Origin of the sequence: Klebsiella sp. 2680, from assembly GCF_900198535.1 — a bacterium.
GTDB lineage: Bacteria > Pseudomonadota > Gammaproteobacteria > Enterobacterales > Enterobacteriaceae > Klebsiella > Klebsiella indica.
Genome location: NZ_FZNJ01000007.1, coordinates 31,597 through 47,281 on the forward strand (window position 1 = coordinate 31,597; position 15,685 = coordinate 47,281).

Consider the following 15,685-nt stretch of genomic DNA (forward strand, 5'->3'; position numbering starts at 1 on the left):
CCATGTCTGAAATGACCCCACGCGAAATTGTCAGCGAACTGGACAAACATATTATCGGCCAGGATGCCGCCAAGCGTTCCGTCGCCATCGCGCTGCGCAACCGCTGGCGTCGTATGCAGCTTAACGAAGAGCTGCGTCACGAAGTCACACCGAAAAATATCCTGATGATCGGCCCTACCGGCGTCGGTAAAACCGAAATCGCACGCCGTCTGGCAAAGCTCGCCAACGCGCCGTTCATCAAAGTCGAAGCGACGAAATTCACTGAAGTGGGCTATGTTGGTAAGGAAGTGGATTCAATTATCCGCGATCTGACCGATGCGGCGATCAAAATGGTTCGCATGCAGTCCATCGATAAAAACCGCTATCGCGCAGAAGAACTGGCGGAAGAACGCATCCTCGACGTACTGATCCCCCCGCCAAAAAACAACTGGGGTCAGGCCGAACAGCCTCAGGAGCCTTCCGCGGCGCGCCAGTCTTTCCGCAAAAAACTGCGTGAAGGGCAGCTTGACGATAAAGAGATTGAGATCGAGCTCGCCGCTGCGCCGATGGGCGTTGAAATCATGTCCCCTCCGGGCATGGAAGAGATGACCAGCCAGTTGCAGTCTATGTTCCAGAACCTCGGTGGTCAGAAGCAAAAACCGCGTAAGCTGAAAATCAAAGACGCGATGAAGCTGCTGGTTGAAGAAGAAGCGGCGAAACTGGTAAACCCGGAAGAGCTGAAGCAGGATGCCATTGAGGCCGTTGAACAGCACGGTATCGTGTTTATCGACGAAATCGACAAAATCTGTAAGCGTGGCGGCAACACTTCTGGCCCTGATGTTTCACGCGAAGGCGTGCAGCGCGACCTGCTGCCGCTGGTTGAAGGCTGCACGGTCTCCACCAAACACGGAATGGTCAAAACCGATCACATCCTGTTTATCGCCTCCGGGGCGTTCCAGGTGGCCAGTCCATCGGACCTGATCCCTGAGCTGCAAGGGCGTCTGCCGATTCGTGTTGAACTGAAAGCGCTAACCACACACGATTTTGAGCGCATCCTGACCGAGCCAAACGCCTCCATCACTGTGCAGTATAAAGCGCTGATGGCAACCGAAGGCGTCAATATCGAGTTCACGGAAGATGGCATCAAGCGCATCGCTCAGGCCGCATGGCAGGTTAACGAAACCACCGAGAACATCGGGGCCCGTCGTCTGCATACCGTGTTGGAGCGTCTGATCGAAGACATCTCCTACGACGCCAGTGAAATGAATGGGCAAACCGTGACCATTGATGCGGAATATGTCGGTAAGCATCTGGATGTACTGGTGGCAGATGAAGATCTGAGTCGTTTTATCTTATAATCCGGTTCAATACAATTTCATCACTATAGATGGGGCTATAGATACCCTGATAATTCAAGTTGCATGACAAAACGGTTGACCGTTTTGAACAACGCTGGTGCCCGCCCGCCGGGGCGAAGCCCATGGATGGGCCGGGTAATCCGTAGCCAACGCACCCGCAGCTTGAAGTATGATGGGTAGAGCCCCATTTTTTATTGGCCGGGACATATGACTGAACACGCTATCACTCGCACCCAGGCCTGGCTGGAAAGCCTGCGCCCGAAAACATTACCTCTGGCCTTCGCCGCTATCATTGTCGGCTCCGCTCTTGCCTGGCATCAGGGGCGTTTCGATCCCTGGATCGCCCTACTGGCCATTATTACCGCGGGTTTACTGCAAATACTCTCCAATCTGGCCAACGATTATGGCGACGCGGTAAAAGGCAGCGACAAACCCGATCGCATTGGCCCCCTGCGCGGCATGCAAAAAGGGGCTATCACCCAGGCGCAGATGAAACGCGCGTTAATGCTGACCGTGGTGCTGATTTGTCTCTCCGGTCTGGCGCTGCTGTTTTTTGCCTGGCAAACTATGGCCGACTTTATTGGTTTTATGGTGCTTGGCGGGCTGGCCATCATCGCGGCCATTACTTACACCGTCGGCACGCGTCCTTACGGATATATCGGTCTCGGCGATATTTCGGTGCTGGTATTTTTCGGCTGGCTCAGCGTCGTCGGAAGCTGGTACCTCCAGGTACACAGCGTTGAAGCGGTCATTTTTTTACCGGCAACCGCCTGCGGCCTGCTGGCAACGGCGGTACTGAATATTAACAACCTGCGTGATATCGATAGTGACCGCGACAACGGTAAGAACACCCTTGCGGTACGTCTGGGGCCCGTTAACGCCCGCCGTTATCATGCCTGTCTGTTGATTGGCTCGCTGCTGTGCCTGGCGCTGTTTAATCTCATGTCCCTTCATAGCCTCTGGGGCTGGTTGTTCCTGTTGGCTACGCCTCTGCTGGTCAAGCAGGCGCGTTTTGTGATGCGCGAGCGCGATCCGATAGCGATGCGTCCGATGCTGGAAAGAACCGTAAAAGGCGCTTTACTGACCAACCTGTTGTTTGTTATCGGAATTATTTGCAATAAGCTTGTCGGTTAACTGACAAATATCAATTAACAATTGATGATTTTGCCAACAACACGATTCACGCGATATACTGGAAATTCTCGCAGCAACTGAACGTTAAGCCTATGAAATACGATACTTCCGAGCTTTGTGACATCTACCAGGAGGATGTCAACGTCGTGGAACCTCTGTTCTCCAATTTTGGGGGGCGGTCGTCGTTTGGGGGACAAATCATCACGGTGAAATGTTTCGAGGATAACGGGTTGCTCTACGATCTGCTCGAACAGAACGGCCGAGGTCATGTCCTGTTGGTTGATGGCGGTGGTTCCGTTCGGCGTGCGTTAATTGACGCAGACCTGGCGCGCCTGGCCGTGCAAAACGAGTGGGAAGGGTTAGTCATCTATGGCGCGGTGCGCCAGGTTGACGATCTGGAAGACCTGGATATTGGCATCCAGGCACTGGCTGCTATTCCTGTGGGCGCAGCGGGCGAAGGTATTGGCGAAAGCGACATTCGCGTCAACTTCGGCGGCGTCACCTTCTTTTCCGGCGATCATCTGTACGCCGATAATACCGGGATCATCCTCTCCGAAGATCCCCTGGATATTGAGTAACATCCACTCGTAAAAAAGGCCTTCTCAGAGAGAAGGCCTTGTTGTTACCGCCAGAACCTTTAGTACAGCTTCTTCGCGCACTCCAGCCAGTCGCTTTTGAACGGACGCTTCATGTTTTCGATGGCGTCGATAATGTCGTGGTGCACCAGTTTCTCGTTCTGAATACCGACGCAGCGGCCACCGAAGCCCTGCAACAGCAGTTCAATCGCATACGCCCCCATACGGGATGCCAGAATACGGTCATAAGGAACCGGAGAACCGCCGCGCTGAATGTGGCCCAGAACGGTCGCGCGCGTTTCACGGCCTGTCTCTTTCTCAATAAACTGAGCCAGTTCATCGATGTCGCACATATGCTCAGTGATGGCCACGATAGCGTGCTTTTTGCCTTTGGCGATACCGGCCTTAATTTCAGCCACCAGGTCTTCACGCGTGTATTCAACCTCAGGAACCATGATGAATTCACAGCCACCGGAGATTGCCGCCGCCAGCGTCAGGTCGCCGCAGTAACGCCCCATGACCTCAACGACAGAAATGCGCTGGTGAGAGGAGGAGGTGTCGCGCAGGCGGTCAATCGCCTCAACAACCGTGCTCAGCGCGGTAAAGAAACCAATGGTGTAGTCAGTGCCTTTAATATCGTTGTCGATCGTGCCTGGCAGGCCGATGCAGGGGAAGCCCATCTCGGTCAGACGCATGGCGCCCATATAGGAACCATCACCGCCGATAACCACTAACGCATCCAGACCGCGTTTTCTCATGTGTTCGATAGCGACGGCGCGCACCTTTTCTTCACGGAATTCCGGAAAGCGCGCTGACCCCAGGAAAGTGCCGCCGCGGTTGATCATATCGGAGACGCTGTAGCGGTCGAGCTGAACCATACGATCTTCATACAAGCCGAGGTAACCGTCATAGATTCCAAAAACTTCCAGACCTTCCGTTAATGCTGCGCGCACAACGCCACGAATTGCTGCGTTCATGCCCGGAGCATCACCGCCACTTGTCAACACACCGATTTTCTTAATCATGACTACCTCTGAACTTAGGAAGCAAAAAATAATCCTGTTGCCTGAAGCGCCCTCTCACCAGGAGTGCACATCAATAATTGCAATAGTATATCAAACGCTTCTGGCTGAATTGATTCAGGTCAGACCAAATGGCGGTAATTTATACAAAAAATGCCGATCCGCCCCACACTTTTACATCAAGTTTACAGACTATAACCTAAAGCTCATAAAACACCCTGCTGCGCAAGCGGCACCACAGAGTTGGGGTCCTGATGGATAATGACATCAGAATCCGGGAAACGGCGCAGAATCGCCTGTTCCACCTGGTCGGCAATCTTATGCGCCTGAACCAGTGGGAGGCTATCTTCCATTTCCAAATGAATCTGAATAAAGCGAGTCGGCCCTGACTGCCGCGTTCGTAGATCGTGCGTCCCGCTAACCCCAGGCCAGCCGGTCACGATATTGATAATTTCCTGGCGTTCCTCATCAGGAAGAGCGCGGTCTAACAATGACTGAACAGCGTCATAAGCCATCCGCAGCGCACTATATAGAATATAGGCACCGATGCCTAATGCAAACAGCGCATCGGCACGATGCCAGCCGTACCAGGAGAGGGCGAGCGCCACCAGAATTGCACCGTTCATCATAACATCGGACTGATAGTGCAGCATATCCGCGCGCACCGCCTGACTTTGCGTTTTTCTCACCACCCAGCGCTGGAACGTCACCAGCGCCAGCGTGCTTAACAACGCAACCAGCGTTACCACCATCCCAACGCCGGCAGCCTTCATCGGCTCAGGACGCACAATGTGCTGAATGCCGGTCAAAAAAAGAAATAACGCCGATCCGGAAATAAACATGCTTTGCGCCAGCGCCGCCAGTGACTCCGCCTTGCCGTGGCCAAAGGTATGTTCTTCATCAGCCGGTTGCAGCGAATAACGCACCACCAGCAGGTTAGTCAGCGAGGCGGCGATATCCACCAGCGAATCCACCAGCGCCGCCAGAATACTCACGGAGCCGGTATACCACCACGCAAAAATTTTGATCAAAAGTAACGCAGAGGCCATCACCGTCGCCGCAATAGCTGCGCGGTTCACCAACTGCCCATAGGATTGATTCATAAACGCTCCTTGCTTCGCAATGCGCTTAGTATAACCCGATCTTTTACCGGGACAGGGAACAAGGAAAACGCCGAATTACAGATAAAAAAAACCCCCACATCATGTGGGGGAAGACAGGGATGGTGTCTATGGCAAGGAAAACAGGGTTTGTTACTGGGGTTGCAGGGTACTGCTATTACTCGAAAACGTTATTGCTGAGCCTTGTTGCATCCTTGAAACTTCACGCAACTGATCCATTCGTTGCTGGTACTTAGTATTTAAAATCGCTTGCTGCTCTGGCGTTAGCAGGTGATACATTTGATTGCGCACTTTTGCCATTTCAACCTGGCGGGCAACCTGCTCCTGCGCCATCTTTTCTGCCTGAGCGCGCACAGCGTTTTCATCAAATTTTTCTGCGGTGACAAGACGATGCATTGTCTCCATTTCACTAACATTAACAGGTGGCCTGTCGTGGCGTGCCTGCTGCATAAGATCACGTAACTGTTGCCGTTGCTGTTCGGTTAAACTTATGCCGTCAAACATATGGCCCTGACTGTTGCGCTGGCTGTCGTCATCACCGGGGAGCCAGTTAACGCTGGCTGCGATTTCAGCGGCCATGCTGGATACACTTAGCATCAACGTTGAGGCCATGACGGCAGCGAGAACATTGCGCATCACATACTCCCAAAACGTTTGTGTCGCGATTCAACGAGAGAGAGTCTACGATGCAGGCTGCAAACATGCGTCAGGGGGTGTAAAACAACGTAAAGTCATGGATTAGCGAGCCTTGATGACGTAATTTCTGCCTCGGAGGTATTTAAACAATGAATAAAATCCTGTTAGTAGATGATGACCGGGAGCTCACCTCCCTGTTAAAAGAGCTGCTCGATATGGAAGGTTTTAATGTGCTCGTGGCCCATGACGGGGAACAGGCGCTGACTCTTCTGGACGACAGCATTGATTTACTTTTGCTTGATGTGATGATGCCGAAGAAAAACGGTATCGATACGCTTAAAGAGTTGCGTCAGACACACCAGACCCCGGTCATCATGCTAACGGCCCGCGGCAGCGAACTGGATCGCGTTCTCGGCCTTGAGCTGGGCGCGGACGACTATTTGCCCAAGCCGTTTAACGATCGTGAGCTGGTGGCGCGTATACGCGCTATTCTGCGCCGTTCGCACTGGAGCGAGCAGCAGCAAACGACCGAGGCCGGCTCGCCTACGCTGGAAGTGGACGCGCTAAGCCTTAACCCTGGTCGCCAGGAAGCCAGTTTCGATGGTCAGACGCTGGAGCTCACCGGTACCGAATTCACCCTGCTCTATCTGCTGGCGCAGCATCTTGGCCAGGTGGTATCGCGTGAACATCTGAGCCAGGAGGTATTAGGTAAACGCCTGACGCCGTTCGATCGTGCGATCGACATGCATATCTCCAACCTGCGACGTAAGTTGCCGGAACGCAAAGATGGCCATCCCTGGTTTAAAACCCTGCGTGGACGCGGTTATCTGATGGTATCGGCTTCATGATCGGTAGTTTGACCGCACGCATCTTCGCTATTTTCTGGCTGACGCTGGCACTGGTGTTGATGCTGGTTTTGATGCTGCCCAAGCTGGATTCGCGCCAGATGACGGAGCTGCTGGAGAGTGAGCAACGTCAGGGCATCATGATCGAACAACACGTTGAGGCCGAGCTGGCGAACGATCCGCCGAACGACCTGATGTGGTGGCGTCGTCTGTTTCGCGCCATTGATAAGTGGGCGCCGCCGGGCCAGCGTTTACTGCTGGTTACCAGTGAAGGCCGCGTTATCGGTGCCGAACGCAACGAAATGCAGATCATCCGCAATTTTATCGGCCAGGCGGATAACGCCGCTCACCCGCAGAAAAAGCGCTATGGCCGCCTGGAAATGGTCGGGCCTTTTTCCGTCAAAGATGGGGAAGATAATTACCAGCTCTATCTGCTTCGGCCTGCCAACACCTCGCAATCAGACTTTATCAATCTGCTTTTCGATCGACCGTTACTGCTGCTGATCGTTACCATGTTAGTTAGCGCTCCGCTGCTATTATGGCTGGCGTGGAGTCTGGCAAAACCGGCACGTAAGCTAAAAAATGCCGCCGATGAAGTCGCCCAGGGCAACCTGCGACAACACCCGGAGCTGGAATCCGGCCCGCAGGAGTTTTTAGCCGCCGGAACCAGCTTTAACCAGATGGTGACGGCCCTGGAGCGCATGATGTCCAGCCAGCATCGTCTGCTATCCGATATCTCCCACGAGCTGCGCACGCCGCTCACACGTTTGCAGTTAGGTACGGCGCTACTGCGCCGCCGCAGCGGCGAGAGTAAAGAGCTGGAACGTATTGAGATGGAGGCCCAACGGCTGGATAGCATGATCAACGACCTGCTGGTAATGTCGCGCAATCAAGCGAAAACCGCGCTGGTCAGCGAGACGGTAAAAGCCAACCAGCTTTGGGGCGAAGTGCTGGATAACGCCACATTTGAAGCCGAACAGGTAGGGAAATCGTTCACCGTGGAGTATCCGCCAGGGCCCTGGCCGCTGTACGGTAATCCCAATGCGCTGGAAAGCGCGCTGGAGAACATCGTGCGTAACGCGCTGCGCTACTCGCATACTAAAATTTCCGTCAGCTTCTCGGTAGACAAAGACGGGATTACGATTAACGTTGATGACGATGGCCCAGGCGTGAGCCCGGAGGATCGCGAGCAAATTTTCCGTCCGTTCTACCGCACCGATGAAGCGCGCGATCGCGAATCTGGCGGCACGGGCCTGGGACTGGCGATTGTCGAAACCGCGATTCAACAGCATCGCGGTTGGGTAAAAGCCGATGACAGCCCGCTGGGCGGTTTACGCTTAACTATCTGGCTGCCGCTGTATAAGCGAACCTGATGCCATCACTCCCGGCTGAGGCTGCCCCAGCCGGGAACATTATTTCCCCCACAACCGCCGCGAATTGTCTTCAATCTGTCCGCTTAAGCGCCGTCTTTGCAAGGTCCGGCTCCAGCTTACCGACAACCCGGCGGCCGCCAGCAGGCGATGATACTGCTCATCATCAAACGGCATTTGCCAGGCAATCACGCCCGCCTCATGGACGCTGATATCGCTTAGCCGGGAAACCCGCTCCAGCGGCGAATCGCTGAACACCTGCCCGCCCGCCAGCACCCGATACAGCCAGCCGGTTTTGCCGCTGTTTTGCACCAATTGCGCCATGTCGCTGACGGCAAAATGATAGTTAAGTTTAAAGCAAGGGGAACGCGGCTGCGTCACCTGAATCAGCGCCGCTCCCCAACGGAAAATATCGCCGATAAAGACGTTTTTTTCCGTCAGCCCTTCCGTCGAAAGATTCTCGCCAAATGCCGGAGCACAGAAAAGATCCGCCTGCTGTGGCAGGTCACGGGCCCAGTGACGGTAATGTTCACGGGGATAGTGACACAACGCACGATCCGGCCCACCGTGAATTTTCTTCTCCGCCTGCTCATCGCCCTCCAGCCCCAAATCGCCGAGAGTCAGTTCGCCATCAACCTGAATTTTACCGATGGCGCTGGGACGGCTGCCGTCATAATCCCTTACCTTGCCGACAAAGACATTCACCGGATAGTGCATCGCTGCTCCTTGTGCTGCAAATATAAAAAAAGCGAGCCATCAGACTCGCTTCTCGTTCAGCACAATGCAACCTTATTTTTTGGCGGCAAAACGCGCTGCGGCTTCGTCCCAGTTCACCACGTCCCAGAACGCTTTAATGTAGTCCGGGCGACGGTTCTGGAATTTCAGGTAGTAAGCGTGTTCCCATACGTCCAGGCCCAGAATCGGGAAGCCGGAAACGCCGGAGATAGCTTCACCCATCAGCGGGGAATCCTGGTTAGCGGTAGAAACCACCGCCAGTTTGTCCCCCTGCAGCACCAGCCACGCCCAGCCGGAGCCGAAACGGGTGGCTGCGGCTTTTTCAAATTCCGCTTTGAAGTTGTCAACGGAACCGAAATCGCGCTCGATAGCTGCTTTCAGGTCGCCCTGCAGCGTGGTACCGGTTTTCAGCCCTTTCCAGAACAGACTGTGGTTAGCGTGACCGCCCGCGTTGTTACGCAGAACGGTTTTTTTGTCTGCTGGCAGCTGATCCAGTTTGGTGATCAGTTCTTCAGCGGACAGGCTGGCGAATTCCGGCAGGCTTTCCAGCGCGGCATTGGCATTATTAACATAGGTCTGGTGGTGTTTAGTGTGATGGATTTCCATCGTCTGCTTGTCGAAGTGCGGTTCCAGGGCATCATAAGCGTACGGCAGGTCTGGCAGTGTATAACTCATAATCATCTCCATTATTGTCGAGCGGCGGGAGTGTTAATGCCGCGTAAGCAGTTGGTTCATTATAGTTAATTAAATGATATTGAAAACGCTTATCAATGCCGTATTTTTAATAAGGTTATAACAGTCCGTTATACAACCGATTTTGTGATGCAGAACAACTAATTAAGTTGATGGTTGCCAGAATGACGTTTCTGGTGGCAACAGCTTAAAGGCGGAAAAAGTGATCGATTTTTACACTCTCCAGTGTCGGAAGAAGATTTATCCGATAAAAAATAGATGAGGATAAAATCAATGGATCACGCGATTACGATGGGTATTTTTTGGCATTTAATAGGCGCGGCCAGCGCGGCCTGTTTTTATGCCCCGTTCAAGAAAGTTAAACACTGGTCCTGGGAAACCATGTGGTCTATTGGCGGAGTCGTCTCCTGGCTGATTCTGCCCTGGGCCATCAGTGCCATGCTATTGCCTGATTTTTGGGCTTATTACAGCTCCTTTAGCGCTTCCACTCTTCTGCCCGTCTTCCTGTTCGGCGCAATGTGGGGGATCGGCAATATCAACTATGGTCTGACCATGCGCTACCTCGGCATGTCGATGGGAATCGGCATCGCCATCGGCATTACGCTGATCGTCGGCACGCTAATGACTCCGATTATCAATGGTCAGTTCGATACCTTAATTAACACCAAAGGCGGCCAGTTGACGCTGCTCGGCGTGCTGGTTGCGGTGATTGGCGTGGGTATCGTCACCCGCGCCGGCCAGCTTAAAGAGCGAAAAATGGGCATCAAAGCAGAGGAGTTCAACCTGAAAAAAGGGCTGATACTGGCGGTGATGTGCGGCATCTTCTCTGCCGGTATGTCATTTGCGATGAATGCCGCCAAACCGATGCATGAAGCCGCCGCCGCGCTCGGCGTTGACCCGCTCTACATTGCGCTGCCAAGCTACGTGGTGATTATGGGCGGTGGCGCGGTGATCAATCTCGGCTTCTGCTTTATCCGCCTGGCAAAAGTAAAAGATCTGTCGATAAAAGCCGACTTCTCGCTGGCAAGACCGCTGATCATCAGCAATATTCTGCTTTCCGCGTTGGGCGGCCTGATGTGGTATCTCCAGTTCTTCTTCTATGCCTGGGGCCATGCCCGGATTCCGGCGCAGTATGACTACATGAGCTGGATGTTGCATATGAGCTTCTATGTTCTGTGCGGCGGCCTGGTCGGTCTGGTGCTGAAAGAGTGGAAAAACGCCGGTCGTCGCCCGGTGAGCGTACTGAGCCTCGGCTGCGTGGTGATTATTATCGCCGCCAATATCGTCGGCCTCGGCATGGCGAACTAAGCGGAGTTATGCGGCAGTGCGGCTGCGCTGCCGCCACTGCCCCGGCGTCATGCCAATCTCGCGGTTAAACACCACCGAAAAGTAGTTACTGTCTTCAAACCCGCATTGCATCGCTATTTCGCCAATCAACCGTTCCGTGTGCTGCAGCAGATACTGGGCATGGCAGATGCGTAACTGGCGCAGGTAATGGTTAACGGTCATTCCCGTCTGCTGACGAAACTGCTGGCGTAACGCACGTTCGCTGCACCCTTCCCGCTGGCAAAACCGGTCAAGAAAGAAAGGGCGATTCAGGCTGCCGGCCAGTTCGGTGAGCAGTTTATCGAGTAGCGCTTCGCTTTGGGTCGCCGCCAGATTATCGGTGGCGTAGCGATAGCGTTGAAGCATAAGCACCAACTGCGCGAACAGCAGTTCGTCCATATCATCAGCCCGCGCATCGCTGCGGCAGCTCTCATGCTCCAGTTGAGTAATCACCTGCCTGATCTGCGCCATGCCGCTGCTGCCAATCCGCCAGTGCGGGACCCACGGAGTACCGAACAGGCCGGGTATATACGCTGCCCAGTCAAAGTTGAGCCGCAGACGATCCGGGCAATAAATCACGTTTTGCAGGACTAAATCATTAACTGAGGCGTAGGAGTGTTTATCTTCCGCGCGAATATAAAACAGGTCGCCGCGGGTAATACGCCACGGACGATCGTTAAGGACATGCAGACCGTTACCGCGCCACACCAGCACCAGTTCACAAAATTCATGGGTATGTTCGGCGAAGACGTTTTGCGGGTAGCGATCGGCGACCGCCACCGCCTGAGCGGGGGAGGCAAAAAATTCATCTTTGCGAAGAATCAGCTGACCTACCACGGCATCAACTCCAGGGCGAATAACGTTTGATACTCGTCATACTTCAGGTTGCCTGCGCGTTGCCAGCGCAAGCGCTGTACAGAACGTCTGCAACCCGAATTATTCAGGGCATATTATTCGCGTTTATGTCTGCTAAAACGTTGACTGCTCTCGCGTTACTGAAGAATGGCGTCACGCCCCTGGCGAATATCGCGCGGAGACCAGTCAAATTCCCGGCGAAAAAGCGTAGAAAAGTGGTTACTGTCGCCGAACCCGCAGCGATAGGCGATATCCGTCACGCTGTCATCGCTATGCCGCAACAGATGCCGCGCTTTTATCAACCGCACCCGGTTCAAATAGCGCTGCGGCGTCAGACCGGTTTGCTGTTTTAACTGCCGATGCAGCGTGCGCAATGACAGGGAAAACTGCGCAGCCACCTCTTCCCAGCAAACATCTTCAGCGAAATGGTCTTCGAGCCAGGCCATCAGATGATTGAGCCGCGCATCATTGTCTGTCGTCTCTTCCGCCAGGCTGCTTTTACGCAGTAACACCAGCAGTTGCATAAAATAAATTTCACGGCTGGCGATGGAATGCATATCCGCGTCCACGCCCACATTCTCTATCTGGCTCACAATCTGACGAACCTGCTGTAAAACGTTCTGGTTGACCCGCCAGTGCGAGAGATAATTCCCCTCCTGCTCCTTCGGCAACAATTCGTTCAGGCTGGACAAAAAACGAAACGCGTCCGGCGCGCGGTAGAGCACATTGGTCAGACATAAATTGTCCGTGTGCTCATAGAGATGACGATCGTGATCGCGAATAAAGCAAACCGATCCGCCGCTGATGGTATAGGGCTGACCGTTGAAAACATGAATCCCGGTGCCGTGCTCCACGATAACAATTTCATGAAAATCATGGTGATGCTCCGGAAAGGCCGATTGCGGAAGCCGCGGTTCAATGGCGACAGTTGAAGCGCCGGACTTAAAGAAATCCACACAGTGCAACATGGTCATAGCCGCTCCTCGAAATGAGAAATTTTATCAATCAGTGGAGCAAATAGTAATCAAGGGGCGGCAATCCAGCCTTCAATTTTTGACCGCAAAATTCGTAAAACCTGCCGCTTTTTCAAGAAACGACGGGAAAGATCGGGAACTGCGGACAACATCACATCTCCCGACGCATCGTTGACAAAACAAAACTGTGACATCTCTCACGGTCACCTTTGCTTTCTTGCCAGGGGCGAATTTCACCTGTCAGTAACAAGAAGGTGAGCCAGGCGCGACTTTTTTAGACTGCATGCAATGATTTTCACAAGGAACTTCCTATGCGTTTTCGTCATTGTGTCGCCGTTGATTTAGGCGCCTCCAGCGGGCGGGTGATGCTCGCCAGCTATACCTCCGGGCAGCAAACCCTGGCGCTGCGTGAGGTTCACCGGTTTGCCAATCATTTACAGAAAGTCAATGGATTCGACTGCTGGGATATCGATAGCCTGGAAGGCGAAATTCGCCTCGGGCTGAACAAGGTATGCGAACAGGGCATCCTGATCGATAGCATCGGTATCGATACCTGGGGCGTGGATTATGTCCTGCTGGATAAACAGGGCCAGCGCGTCGGCCTGCCGGTTTCCTATCGCGATGCGCGTACCCAGGGGCTGATGCGTCATGCCGAAGAGCAATTAGGTCGCGAGGAAATTTATCGCCGCAGCGGTATTCAGTTTCTGCCGTTTAACACTCTTTATCAGCTCCGCGCGGTGGTTGAACAGCAGCCGGAACTGGTCAGCCAGGCCGCGCACGCGCTGCTGATCCCGGACTACTTCAGCTTTCGCCTGACCGGTAACATGAACTGGGAATACACCAACGCCACCACCACGCAACTGGTCAATATCAATAACGATAACTGGGACGAAGAGCTGCTGAACTGGACCGGCGCGCCGCGCGAATGGTTCGGTACGCCGACGCATCCCGGCAACGTTATCGGCCACTGGATCTGCCCGCAGGGCAACCCCATCCCGGTGGTGGCCGTCGCCAGCCACGATACCGCCAGCGCGGTCATCGCTTCGCCGCTGGCCGGTAAAAACGCCGCTTATCTCTCCTCAGGCACCTGGTCGCTGATGGGCTTTGAAAGCAAAATCCCCTGCACCAGCGAGGAGGCGCTGAAGGCAAATATCACCAACGAAGGCGGCGCTGAAGGCCGCTATCGGGTGCTGAAAAATATTATGGGCCTGTGGCTACTGCAACGGGTGCTGAAAGAGCAAAACGTCAGCGATCTGCCGCAACTGATCGCGCGTACCGCCGCGCTTCCGGCCTGCCGCGCCATCATTGACTGTAACGACGATCGCTTTATCAATCCGGCCAATATGAGCGCCGAAATCCAGGTCGCCTGCCGCGAATCCGGGCAGCCGATACCTGATAATGACGCTGAACTGGCGCGCTGCATTTTCGACAGTCTGGCGCTGCTGTACGCCCGGGTACTCAATGAACTGGCAACCCTTCGCGGTCAGCCATTCAGCCAGCTCCATATCGTTGGCGGCGGCTGCCAGAACGAACTACTCAACCAGCTGTGCGCCGACGCCTGCGGTATCACCGTGATCGCCGGCCCTATCGAAGCCTCCACGCTGGGAAATATCGGTATCCAGCTCATGACCCTCGACGAACTGAATAACGTCGATGAATTCCGTCAGGTGGTGCGACAGAACTATGCCCTCACCACGTTTACCCCTAATCCTGAAAATGAAATTGCTCGCTTCGTTGCGCAGTTTCAGCCACAACAGAACAAGGAGCTTTGCGCATGACCACTCAACTTGAACAAGCCTGGGAAATTGCCAAACAGCGTTACGCCAGCATCGGCGTGGATGTCGAGGAGGCCTTGCGCCAGCTGGACCGCCTGCCTGTTTCCATGCACTGCTGGCAGGGCGATGACGTCGTCGGTTTCGAAAACCCGGAAGGGAGTCTCACCGGCGGCATTCAGGCCACCGGTAACTATCCGGGTAAAGCCCGTAACGCAACCGAACTACGCGCTGACCTCGAACAGGCGCTGAGCCTGATCCCAGGGCCAAAACGCCTGAACCTGCACGCGCTCTATCTGGAATCGGATACTCCGGTTCCACGTAATGAAATCAAGCCGGAACACTTTAAAAACTGGGTGGAATGGGCGAAAGCCAACAATCTCGGACTGGATTTTAACCCCTCCTGCTTCTCGCATCCGCTAAGCGCCGATGGTTTTACGCTGTCGCACGCGAACGATGAAATCCGCCAGTTCTGGATCGATCACTGTAAAGCCAGCCGCCGGGTTTCCGCATATTTCGGCGAACAGTTAGGCACCGCGTCGGTCATGAATATCTGGATCCCGGACGGCATGAAAGATATCACCGTTGACCGCTTCGCTCCGCGCCAGCGTCTGCTGAATGCGCTTGATGAAGTCATCAGCGAGAAATTCAACCCGGCTCACCACATTGATGCCGTGGAGAGCAAACTGTTCGGTATCGGCGCGGAAAGCTACACCGTCGGCTCCAATGAGTTCTATATGGGCTACGCCACCAGCCGTCAGACCGCACTGTGCCTGGATGCCGGCCACTTCCACCCGACAGAAGTCATCTCTGACAAAATTTCCGCCGCGATGCTCTATATCCCGCATCTGCTGCTGCACGTCAGCCGCCCGGTACGCTGGGACAGCGACCATGTGGTGCTGCTGGATGATGAAACCCAGGCTATCGCCAGCGAAATCATCCGCCACAACCTGTTCGACCGCGTGCATATCGGCCTCGATTTCTTCGATGCGTCGATTAACCGCATCGCGGCATGGGTTATCGGTACCCGCAATATGAAAAAAGCGCTGCTGCGCGCCCTGCTGGAACCAACCGAACAACTGCGCCAGCTGGAAATCGACGGCGATTACACCGCCCGTCTGGCGCTGCTGGAAGAGCAGAAATCTCTGCCGTGGCAGGCTATCTGGGAGATGTACTGCCAGCGTCACGATACGCCGGCAGGCAGCCAGTGGCTGGATAACGTACGGGCTTACGAAAATGCGGTTCTGAGCCAGCGCGGATAACCATAAGCGGCACATGGCGGGTGATTGA

The 15,685-nt window shown here is 54.3% G+C and carries 15 protein-coding genes; 8 read left to right on the plus strand and 7 right to left on the minus strand.

Annotation, left to right across the window (positions count from 1 at the left end; translation table 11 throughout):
• Positions 1–2: 2 nt before the first annotated feature.
• From hslU to rraA, 3 genes are all read left to right on the plus strand, one after another.
• The gene (gene hslU / locus FN037_RS22195) at positions 3–1,337 is read left to right on the plus strand and encodes an HslU--HslV peptidase ATPase subunit (protein WP_138362844.1); all 1,335 of its coding nucleotides are present in this window, start codon (positions 3–5) and stop codon (positions 1,335–1,337) included.
• A 207-nt stretch (positions 1,338–1,544) separates the two neighbouring features.
• Positions 1,545–2,471, plus strand: a complete 927-nt coding sequence (gene menA, locus FN037_RS22200; protein ID WP_138362843.1) for a 1,4-dihydroxy-2-naphthoate polyprenyltransferase — start codon at positions 1,545–1,547, stop codon at positions 2,469–2,471.
• A gap of 92 nt (positions 2,472–2,563) precedes the next feature.
• Positions 2,564–3,049 (plus strand): ribonuclease E activity regulator RraA, encoded by a 486-nt coding sequence (gene rraA / locus FN037_RS22205; RefSeq protein ID WP_138362842.1) that lies wholly within the window; start codon positions 2,564–2,566, stop codon positions 3,047–3,049.
• Between the two features lie 59 nt (positions 3,050–3,108).
• Here the strand turns inward: rraA and pfkA are convergent, their stop codons facing one another.
• From pfkA to cpxP, 3 genes are all read right to left on the minus strand, one after another.
• Positions 3,109–4,071: a 6-phosphofructokinase gene (gene pfkA / locus FN037_RS22210; RefSeq protein ID WP_138362841.1), complete on the minus strand. Its 963-nt coding sequence runs from the start codon at positions 4,069–4,071 to the stop codon at positions 3,109–3,111.
• A 203-nt stretch (positions 4,072–4,274) separates the two neighbouring features.
• The gene (fieF, locus tag FN037_RS22215) at positions 4,275–5,171 is read right to left on the minus strand and encodes a CDF family cation-efflux transporter FieF (RefSeq protein WP_138362840.1); all 897 of its coding nucleotides are present in this window, start codon (positions 5,169–5,171) and stop codon (positions 4,275–4,277) included.
• A gap of 150 nt (positions 5,172–5,321) precedes the next feature.
• Positions 5,322–5,825, minus strand: a complete 504-nt coding sequence (gene cpxP, locus FN037_RS22220) for a cell-envelope stress modulator CpxP (protein ID WP_138362839.1) — start codon at positions 5,823–5,825, stop codon at positions 5,322–5,324.
• A gap of 149 nt (positions 5,826–5,974) precedes the next feature.
• On the opposite strand from cpxP, the gene cpxR reads away from it, so the two are divergent.
• Both cpxR and cpxA read left to right on the plus strand, forming a co-directional pair.
• Positions 5,975–6,673 carry an envelope stress response regulator transcription factor CpxR gene (gene cpxR, locus FN037_RS22225; protein WP_138362838.1) on the plus strand — a complete coding sequence of 233 codons (699 nt, stop codon included), beginning with the start codon at positions 5,975–5,977 and terminating at the stop codon, positions 6,671–6,673.
• Positions 6,670–8,043 carry an envelope stress sensor histidine kinase CpxA gene (cpxA, locus tag FN037_RS22230; RefSeq protein WP_138362837.1) on the plus strand — a complete coding sequence of 458 codons (1,374 nt, stop codon included), beginning with the start codon at positions 6,670–6,672 and terminating at the stop codon, positions 8,041–8,043. Before cpxR ends, cpxA begins: the two co-directional genes overlap by 4 nt.
• A 39-nt stretch (positions 8,044–8,082) precedes the next feature.
• Here the strand turns inward: cpxA and yiiM are convergent, their stop codons facing one another.
• Complete coding sequence (gene yiiM / locus FN037_RS22235; RefSeq protein WP_142503178.1) at positions 8,083–8,757, minus strand: 6-hydroxyaminopurine reductase; 675 nt, start codon at positions 8,755–8,757, stop codon at positions 8,083–8,085.
• Positions 8,758–8,829: 72 nt separating this feature from the next.
• Positions 8,830–9,450 carry a superoxide dismutase [Mn] gene (gene sodA / locus FN037_RS22240; RefSeq protein WP_138362835.1) on the minus strand — a complete coding sequence of 207 codons (621 nt, stop codon included), beginning with the start codon at positions 9,448–9,450 and terminating at the stop codon, positions 8,830–8,832.
• Positions 9,451–9,741: 291 nt separating this feature from the next.
• On the opposite strand from sodA, the gene rhaT reads away from it, so the two are divergent.
• Positions 9,742–10,776, plus strand: a complete 1,035-nt coding sequence (gene rhaT / locus FN037_RS22245) for an L-rhamnose/proton symporter RhaT (RefSeq protein WP_138362834.1) — start codon at positions 9,742–9,744, stop codon at positions 10,774–10,776.
• A gap of 6 nt (positions 10,777–10,782) precedes the next feature.
• Here the strand turns inward: rhaT and rhaR are convergent, their stop codons facing one another.
• Both rhaR and rhaS read right to left on the minus strand, forming a co-directional pair.
• Complete coding sequence (rhaR, locus tag FN037_RS22250; RefSeq protein WP_142503179.1) at positions 10,783–11,631, minus strand: HTH-type transcriptional activator RhaR; 849 nt, start codon at positions 11,629–11,631, stop codon at positions 10,783–10,785.
• A 155-nt stretch (positions 11,632–11,786) separates the two neighbouring features.
• Entirely contained in the window at positions 11,787–12,623 is an 837-nt protein-coding gene (rhaS, locus tag FN037_RS22255; protein WP_142503180.1) for an HTH-type transcriptional activator RhaS, read from the minus strand.
• Positions 12,624–12,934: 311 nt separating this feature from the next.
• Here rhaS and rhaB point away from each other — a divergent pair, with 311 nt between their 5' ends.
• Together rhaB and rhaA are read left to right on the plus strand one after the other, a co-directional pair.
• Positions 12,935–14,401, plus strand: a complete 1,467-nt coding sequence (gene rhaB, locus FN037_RS22265; RefSeq protein ID WP_142503181.1) for a rhamnulokinase — start codon at positions 12,935–12,937, stop codon at positions 14,399–14,401.
• A complete protein-coding gene (gene rhaA, locus FN037_RS22270; protein ID WP_138362830.1) occupies positions 14,398–15,657 on the plus strand; it encodes an L-rhamnose isomerase in 1,260 nt (419 codons plus the stop codon). Before rhaB ends, rhaA begins: the two co-directional genes overlap by 4 nt.
• The last annotated feature ends 28 nt before the right edge of the window (positions 15,658–15,685 follow it).

Excerpts from the sequence above, each read along its gene's own strand:
- hslU (WP_138362844.1), top strand. The coding sequence starts at position 3 with ATGTCTGAAATGACCCCACGCGAAATTGTCAGCGAACTGGACAAACAT.
- menA (WP_138362843.1), top strand. The coding sequence starts at position 1,545 with ATGACTGAACACGCTATCACTCGCACCCAGGCCTGGCTGGAAAGCCTG.
- rraA (WP_138362842.1), top strand. The coding sequence starts at position 2,564 with ATGAAATACGATACTTCCGAGCTTTGTGACATCTACCAGGAGGATGTC.
- pfkA (WP_138362841.1), bottom strand. The coding sequence starts at position 4,071 with ATGATTAAGAAAATCGGTGTGTTGACAAGTGGCGGTGATGCTCCGGGC.
- fieF (WP_138362840.1), bottom strand. The coding sequence starts at position 5,171 with ATGAATCAATCCTATGGGCAGTTGGTGAACCGCGCAGCTATTGCGGCG.
- cpxP (WP_138362839.1), bottom strand. The coding sequence starts at position 5,825 with ATGCGCAATGTTCTCGCTGCCGTCATGGCCTCAACGTTGATGCTAAGT.
- cpxR (WP_138362838.1), top strand. The coding sequence starts at position 5,975 with ATGAATAAAATCCTGTTAGTAGATGATGACCGGGAGCTCACCTCCCTG.
- cpxA (WP_138362837.1), top strand. The coding sequence starts at position 6,670 with ATGATCGGTAGTTTGACCGCACGCATCTTCGCTATTTTCTGGCTGACG.
- yiiM (WP_142503178.1), bottom strand. The coding sequence starts at position 8,757 with ATGCACTATCCGGTGAATGTCTTTGTCGGCAAGGTAAGGGATTATGAC.
- sodA (WP_138362835.1), bottom strand. The coding sequence starts at position 9,450 with ATGAGTTATACACTGCCAGACCTGCCGTACGCTTATGATGCCCTGGAA.
- rhaT (WP_138362834.1), top strand. The coding sequence starts at position 9,742 with ATGGATCACGCGATTACGATGGGTATTTTTTGGCATTTAATAGGCGCG.
- rhaS (WP_142503180.1), bottom strand. The coding sequence starts at position 12,623 with ATGACCATGTTGCACTGTGTGGATTTCTTTAAGTCCGGCGCTTCAACT.
- rhaB (WP_142503181.1), top strand. The coding sequence starts at position 12,935 with ATGCGTTTTCGTCATTGTGTCGCCGTTGATTTAGGCGCCTCCAGCGGG.
- rhaA (WP_138362830.1), top strand. The coding sequence starts at position 14,398 with ATGACCACTCAACTTGAACAAGCCTGGGAAATTGCCAAACAGCGTTAC.